We start from the raw sequence: 6,892 nt of genomic DNA, 5'->3' as shown, positions 1-6,892 counted from the left end.
GCGGCCACGGCCACCGCCGCCACCGCGGCCCTGCGGCCACGGCGGCGGCGCGGCGGGCGGGGCTCCTCACCGCCGACGGCCACGGGCCGCTCCGGCGCGTCCGGCTGCCCCATCACCGACCCCCCGCGGGCTTGCCCAGCCCCGGGGCCTTGTCCTCGCATGCCTTCTGGGCGGCCTCGAAGTCGGGGTCCTCGCCCACCTCGGGGGTGATCATGATGCCGCGCTGCCCCGGCTTGGGGTCGGGGAACTCCTCAACGCCGTTCTCCCGCATGCACGCGGCGAACTCCCGCCCGCGCCGCTCGGCCTGCGGATCGGGGGCGCCGGTGGCGTTGGACTGCGGGTTGTACTGCCGGCAGGCCTCCATCGCCTTGTCCATCACCGCCCGGTCCCCCTGGAACTTCAGGCGCATGCCCTCACCCGGCTTGGGGTCGTCCATGTTCACCCCGTTCTCCCGCATGCACTGGGCGAACTTCACGCCCATCTCGTCGCGGCTCAGGCTGGGGGTGGCGGTGGCGGCCGTCGTGCCCTGGCCCGCCGACGCCACGCCGGGGGCCGCACCGCCCGCGCACCCGCTCAGCGCCATCGTGAACGTCAGGGCAAGCGGCAGGGCCACGAGCGCGCCCGGGATCGACCTGCGCATCGCGTCGTCTCCTTCGTCGGTCGCCTGGCCGGTGAATCCGGCCGGTCAGCAGCCGATGCAAGCCGGGACGGTGTTTCCCTGGCGTTTCCACCCGCCTTGGCTCCTTCGGCCCCGGTGGCCGCTAACGGAAAGGAAACGCGGCATGGGCCAGCATGGCTGCCGGGGCCGCGAGGCGCCGGCGGCGGAAGGGAACGGGACATGCGGGTGCTGGTGGTGGAGGACGAGCCCAGGCTCGCCGAGGCGATCGCCGAGTGGCTGCGCGAGGAGGCCCACGCCGTGGACGTCGCCCACGACGGCGTGGCCGCGCTGGCCCGGGTCGGCGTCAACGACTACGACGTGGTGGTCCTGGACCGCGACCTGCCGCTGCTGCACGGCGACGCGGTGTGCCGCGAGGTCGTCGCCTCCCCCACCGCCGCGCGGGTGCTGATGCTCACCGCCGCCGCCGAGATCACCGACCGCGTCCAAGGCTTGTCGCTGGGCGCCGACGACTACCTGGGCAAGCCGTTCGCGTTCGCCGAACTGGCCGCCCGCGTCCACGCCCTGGGACGCCGCTCTCGCCCCGCCGCGCCGCCCGTCCTGCGTCACGCCGGCATCACCCTGGACCCCGCCCGGCGCGAGGTGTTCCGCGACGGCCGCTACGTCCCGCTGGCCAAGAAGGAGTTCGCGGTGCTCGCCGAACTGCTGCTCGCCGCCGGGGCTGCGGTCTCCGCAGAGCACCTGCTGGAAAAGGCGTGGGACGAGTTCGCCGACCCGTTCACCGGCGCGGTCCGCCTGACGATGCACAAACTACGCAGGAAACTCGGCGACCCGCCCGTCGTGGAGACCGTCACCGGCGTCGGATACCGGATCCGGTGAAGGCCGTCCGGCGGCTGCGCCGCCCCATCACCCTGCAGGCCCGGCTGACCCTCATCTACGGCGGGCTGTTCATGCTGGCCGGGCTGGTCCTGCTCGGCACCACCTACGCCCTGTTCAGCCAGCAGATCAACCGCTCCGGCGCGAAGGTGCTGGCCCGCACCGAACTGCGCGGCCCCGGCCCCCCGCCGAACGTCTACTTCACCATCGACGGCAAGACCGTCACCGGCGACGCCGCCGAGCAGTGGATGCGCTCCCAGCAGGCGAACCTGCAGGAGGCCGCGACCACCTCGCTGCTGACGTTCGGCGCGCTGGCCCTGCTGGTCGTCGGCGGCGCGGCGGCCGGATTCGGCTGGCTGGTCGCCGGGCGGGTGCTGGTCCCCCTCAACCGGGTCACCGACACCGCCCGCCGGATCGCCGCCGCCCCCGCCGCCGACCGCGGCCTGCACGAACGGATCGCCCTGCACGGCCCCGACGACGAGGTCAAAGGCCTGGCCGACGCCTTCGACACCATGGTGGAACGCCTGGACCGCTCCTTCGACGGCCAGCGCCGCTTCGTCGCCAACGCCTCCCACGAACTGCGCACTCCGCTCACCCTGGGCCGCGCCCTGGTCGAACTGGCCATGCGCCGCGCCTCGGCGTCGGCGGACGTCAAACGACTCGGCGAGGACCTGCTGGAGATCAACTCCCGGCACGAGCGGCTGATCAGCGGCCTGCTGGTGCTCGCCGGATCCGAGCGCGAGATCGTCCAGCGGCTGCCGGTGGACCTGGCCGACGTCGTCGGGCACGTCGCCGCCCAGGCCGAGGTCGAGGCCAAGGAGACCGGCGTCGCCCTGCACGAGGAACCCGGCGAGGCGCCCACCGCCGGCGACGCCCTGCTGCTGGAACGGCTCGTGCACAACCTGGTGGAGAACGGCATCCGCCACAATCTCCCGCACGGCGGATGGGTGCGCGTGGCCAGCCGCGTCCGCGACCGCGACACGGTGGAGATCGAGGTGAGCAACACCGGCCCCGTCGTCCCCGCCTACGAGGTGCCCTCGCTGTTCGAGCCGTTCCGCCGGCTGGAGGGGGACCGGACGGTCACCGGCGCCGGCGCCGGGCTCGGCCTGTCCATCGTGCGCTCGGTCGCCCGCGCCCACCACGGCGACGCCACCGTGCGCCCCCGCGAAGGCGGCGGGCTGCGGGTGATCGTCACGCTGCCCCGCGCCGACCACGACTGAGCACGGGTCGGCACGCGGTTGAGCGCGGCCGCTGCGCGAGGTCCCGCACTGGGACGGGCCCGCTGAGGGATCCTAGGCGCCGGTCGCGCCGTCGATCCGCTCGCGCAGCAGATCGGCGTGCCCGTTGTGCCGGGCGTACTCCTCGATCATGTGGACCAGGACCCAGCGGTGGGAGTAGACCTGCCCGTGCCGTTCCCCCTCGCCCACCGCGTCCAGCGGCAGCGCCGCAGACACCTTCCGCGCGTGCTGCACCTCGGCCCGCCAGGCGGCGAACGCCTCCCGCGCCGGCGCGGACTCCACGCCGTTGAAGTCGCAGTCCGGGTCGCCGTCCTTGAACAACAGGGGCACGTCCTCACCGGCGAGGACCAGGCGGAACCAGACGCGCTCCACGTGCGCCATGTGACGGATCAGGCCCAGCGGGGACATCGCCGACGGCGGCACCGAACGCGTGCGCAACTGGGAGTCGGACAGGCCGGCGCCGGCGTGCCCGCCCGCTCAGGCGGGGACGCACACCGAACCGGCCGGGGCGGGGGCGATGTTGTGGTTGACGCGGAACACGTTGGCCGGGTCGTAGGCCCGCTTCACCTCGCGCAGGCGCCGCAGGTCCCCGGCCGTGTACGCGCTCGCCGTCCGCGACGCGTCGCCCAGGAAGTTCAGGAACGTGCCGCCGGTGGCGCACGGCCGCAGCGCCGCCACCAGCGCCGGCGGCACGCCGTCCGCGATCACCGACAGCGCCGCCCGCCGGTGGCTCACCGGGCCCGCGCCCGCCCCCGGCCGCGCGATGGCCCCGCCCCAGTGCCTGACCTCCACCGTGCCCACGGCCGAGTCCGGCCGCCCGGCCGCGTCCACGATGGCGTCGATCACCAGGTCCGGCAGCGAGGTCACCAGATCCATGTGCCGGGCCGGCAGCCCGCCCATCGCGGTCCGCGCGTAGGGCATCGGGCGCATGTCGTCCAGCAGCGCCGGGCCCGCCGCCGCCAGCAGCGGGGCCAGCGCGCGCCGCGCCGCCGCCGGGGAACCGGTGTGCATCGCCTTGACGGCCAGCGCCCTTTCGCCCCGCAGCGGCCCGGGGATCCCCGCGTGGCCGGGCATCCGGGTGACCAGGACGGCGGTGCTCAGCTCATCGGGCGCCTGCCCGATCCACTCCCGGTAACGGGCCAGCGCCGCCGCCGCCCGCCCGACTGGGAAGTACGCCGTGCCCGCGAACACCCGCGCCACCGGATACAGCCGGAACTCCAGCGAGGTGACCACGCCGAAGTTGCCGCCGCCGCCGCGCAGCGCCCAGAACAGCTCAGGATGCGAACCGGCGTCGGTCACCACCCGCTCGCCGCCGGCCGTGACGACCTCGGCCCGCAGCACGCTGTCGGCCGCGAACCCGTATGAGCGGGCCAGCCACCCCAGGCCCCCGCCGAGCGTGTACCCGACCACCCCGACGTCCGGAGAGGACCCCGACAGCGGCGCCAGCCCGAACGGCGCCGCCGCCGCGAGGACCGCCCCCCACCGGGTGCCCGGCGCGACCCGCGCCACCCGGCGCTCCGGATCCACCAGCACCCCCGTCATCGCCGAGGTCTTCACCAGCACGCCGCCGTCGCACGCGACGCGCGTCCCGTGCCCGGTGGCCTGCACCGCGAACGGCAGGCCGTGCTCGCGGGCCGTGAGCAGCGCCGCCCGCACGTCGGCCGCCCCCAAGGCCTCGGCGATCGCCGCCGGACGCGACTCGAACGCCGGATCCACCGCCCGGCGGCCCTCGTCGTAACCGCCCGAGCCCGGCGCCAGGACGGCACCGGCGAGGCCGCGGCGCAGGTCACGGACGACGCGGGAGATGTGCTCGGTCATTGTTGTGCCTCGCTTCGCTGAAGGGCCGGAACCGGGGAGGCGATACGCCGCCCCCCCGTCACGAACCACCGTCCCGCGACGCGTTTACGGGTTCCTTCCCGTCTCCTTACGGCCCCGCCCGAGCTGCCGGAAAGGCGTGGCGATCGCCTGGCGAGGGTGGTTATCGTGACTCTCATGCGTTTCGGGGTGCTGGGTCCGCTCGCCGTGTGGACGGCCGACGGCCGGCCGGTGCCCGTCCCCGGCGCGAAGGTCCGGGCGCTGCTCGCCGACCTGCTCGCCCACGAGGGCCGCCCGGTGCCCGCCGACCTGCTCATCGACGACCTGTGGGGCGACGCCCCGCCGGGCAACCCCGGCGCCGCCCTGTCGGCGAAGGTCTCCCAGCTCCGCCGCGCCCTGGAGGACGCCGCCCCCGGCGCCAGGGAACTGGTGCGCTCCCGTCCCGCCGGCTACCAGCTCGACGTCAGCCCCGACGCCGTGGACGCCGGGCGGTTCCAGGCCCTGCTCACCCGCGCCGAACGGCAGGACGACCCCGCCGCGCGGGCCGCCCTGCTGGGCGAGGCGCTGGCCCTGTGGCGCGGCCGGGCCTACGCCGACTTCGCCGACGACCCGTTCGCCCGGCCGCTGATCGCCGGCCTGGACGAACGGCGGCTGACCGCCCATGAGGACCTCGCCGAGGCCAGGCTCGCCCTCGGCGAGCACGCCGCCCTGGCCGGCGACCTGCTCGCGCCGCTGGCCGAGCACCCCCTGCGCGAACGGCTGCGCGCCGCGCACCTGCGCGCCCTGTACGGCGCGGGCCGCCAGAGCGAGGCCCTGGGCGCCTACGAGGAGTTCCGCCGCCTGCTGGCCGACGAACTCGGCCTGGACCCCGGCCCCGCCCTAACCGCCCTGCACCGGGCCATGCTCGCCCAGGACCCGTCCCTCACCCCCGCCGAGCCCGCCGCGCCAGCCGGGGCCGCCCCGGCCGGGCACGGCGCGCGCACCAACCTGCCCGCCGCGCTCAGCGACCTCATCGGCAGGGACGACGCCCTGGAACAGGTCCGCGACCGCCTGGCCGCCGGCCGCCTGGTCACGCTCACCGGCTCCGGCGGCGTGGGCAAGACCACCCTGGCCCTGGCCGTGGGCCGGCACCTGACCGGCGAGTACGCCGACGGCGTGTGGCTGGTCGAACTCGCCGGATTCGACCGCCTGGCCTTCGCCCCCGGGTTCGGCGGCCACACCGGGCCCTCCGGCGCGCTCGCCGAAGTGATCATGAGTGCGCTCGCCGTCCAGGACGCCGCCGACGGCCCACCCGCGGGACCGGCGCACCGGCTCGCCGCCGCGCTGCGCCGGCGCCGCGCCCTGCTGGTCCTGGACAACTGCGAGCACGTCGTCGAAGAGGTCGCCGAACTGGCCGAACTGCTCCTCAAGACCGCCCCCGGCCTGCGGATCCTGGCCACCAGCCGCGAACCGCTGGCCGTGCCCGGCGAGGTGGCGTGGAACGTGCCGCCGCTGTCGGCCCCCGCCGCCGGAACGCCCGGCGACCCCGCCGAACTGCGCGGGTTCGGCGCCGTGCGCCTGTTCACCGCGCGGGCCTCGGCAGCCGCCAAGGACTTCGCCCTCGACGCCGCCACCGCGCCCGCCGTGGCCACGCTGTGCCGGCGGCTGGACGGCATCCCGCTGGCACTGGAACTGGCCGCCGCGCGGGTACGCGTCCTCGGCGTGGACGAACTGGTCGCCCGGCTCGACGACCGCTTCCGCCTGCTGGCGAGCGGGCACCGGGGCGCGCCGCCCCGCCAGCGCACCCTCACCGCGATGATCGACTGGAGCTGGGAGCTGCTGACCGGGCCCGAACGGCTCGCGCTGCGCCGCCTGGCCGTCCACGCCGGCGGCTGCACCCTGCGGGCCGCCGAGGCCGTGTGCTCCGGCCCCGATCTGCCCGCGGAAGACCTGCTGGACCTGCTGGCCAGGCTCGTCGATCGCTCCCTGGTCGTGGTCGCCCACGGGCCGCACGGCCCCCGCTACCGGCTGCTGGAATCGGTCGCGGTCTACTGCGCCGAACGGATGCGCGAGGCCGGGGAACTCGACGTGGTCCGGGCCCGGCACCGCGAGCACTACACCGCGCTCGCCGAGCACGCCGACCCCCGCCTGCGCGGCCCGGGACAACGCGAACGGCTCGACCTGCTGGACGCCGAGGCCGCCAACCTGCGCGCCGCCGCCGAAGGCGCGGTCGCCGACGGCGACGCCGCCGCGGCGCTGCGGCTCGCCGCCGCGCTGGGCTGGTACTGGTTCCTGCGCGGCCGATGGACCGAGGCGCGGCGCTCGTTGCGCGCCGCGCTCGCGCTCACCGGCCCGGCCCCCGCCGCCG

General features: G+C 76.0%; 6 protein-coding genes. 3 read left to right on the top strand and 3 right to left on the bottom strand.

What is annotated here, in order from left to right; translation table 11 throughout:
• Positions 1–112 precede the first annotated feature (112 nt).
• Complete coding sequence (locus P3X83_RS42930) at positions 113–640, bottom strand: hypothetical protein (RefSeq protein ID WP_277311218.1); 528 nt, start codon at positions 638–640, stop codon at positions 113–115.
• A 198-nt stretch (positions 641–838) separates the two neighbouring features.
• Here P3X83_RS42930 and P3X83_RS42925 point away from each other — a divergent pair, with 198 nt between their 5' ends.
• Positions 839–1,495, top strand: coding sequence for a response regulator transcription factor (locus P3X83_RS42925; protein WP_277311217.1), 657 nt, complete (start codon positions 839–841; stop codon positions 1,493–1,495).
• Complete coding sequence (locus P3X83_RS42920; protein WP_277311216.1) at positions 1,492–2,712, top strand: HAMP domain-containing sensor histidine kinase; 1,221 nt, start codon at positions 1,492–1,494, stop codon at positions 2,710–2,712. Before P3X83_RS42925 ends, P3X83_RS42920 begins: the two co-directional genes overlap by 4 nt.
• Before the next feature lie 72 nt (positions 2,713–2,784).
• On the opposite strand, the gene P3X83_RS42915 is transcribed toward P3X83_RS42920, so the two are convergent.
• Together P3X83_RS42915 and P3X83_RS42910 are read right to left on the bottom strand one after the other, a co-directional pair.
• Complete coding sequence (locus tag P3X83_RS42915) at positions 2,785–3,183, bottom strand: DinB family protein (RefSeq protein ID WP_277311219.1); 399 nt, start codon at positions 3,181–3,183, stop codon at positions 2,785–2,787.
• Between the two features lie 24 nt (positions 3,184–3,207).
• A complete protein-coding gene (locus tag P3X83_RS42910; protein ID WP_277311215.1) occupies positions 3,208–4,548 on the bottom strand; it encodes an FAD-dependent oxidoreductase in 1,341 nt (446 codons plus the stop codon).
• A gap of 174 nt (positions 4,549–4,722) precedes the next feature.
• Between P3X83_RS42910 and P3X83_RS42905 the strand changes: the two genes are divergently transcribed.
• On the top strand, positions 4,723–6,892 hold a 2,170-nt coding region (locus P3X83_RS42905), incomplete at its 3' end, for a BTAD domain-containing putative transcriptional regulator (protein ID WP_277311214.1).

It is taken from the genome of Spongiactinospora sp. TRM90649 (assembly GCF_029382225.1).
GTDB lineage: Bacteria > Actinomycetota > Actinomycetes > Streptosporangiales > Streptosporangiaceae > Spongiactinospora.
The sequence above is the reverse complement of the archived record's forward strand: the minus strand, read 5'-3'. Positions and strand labels throughout refer to the sequence as shown.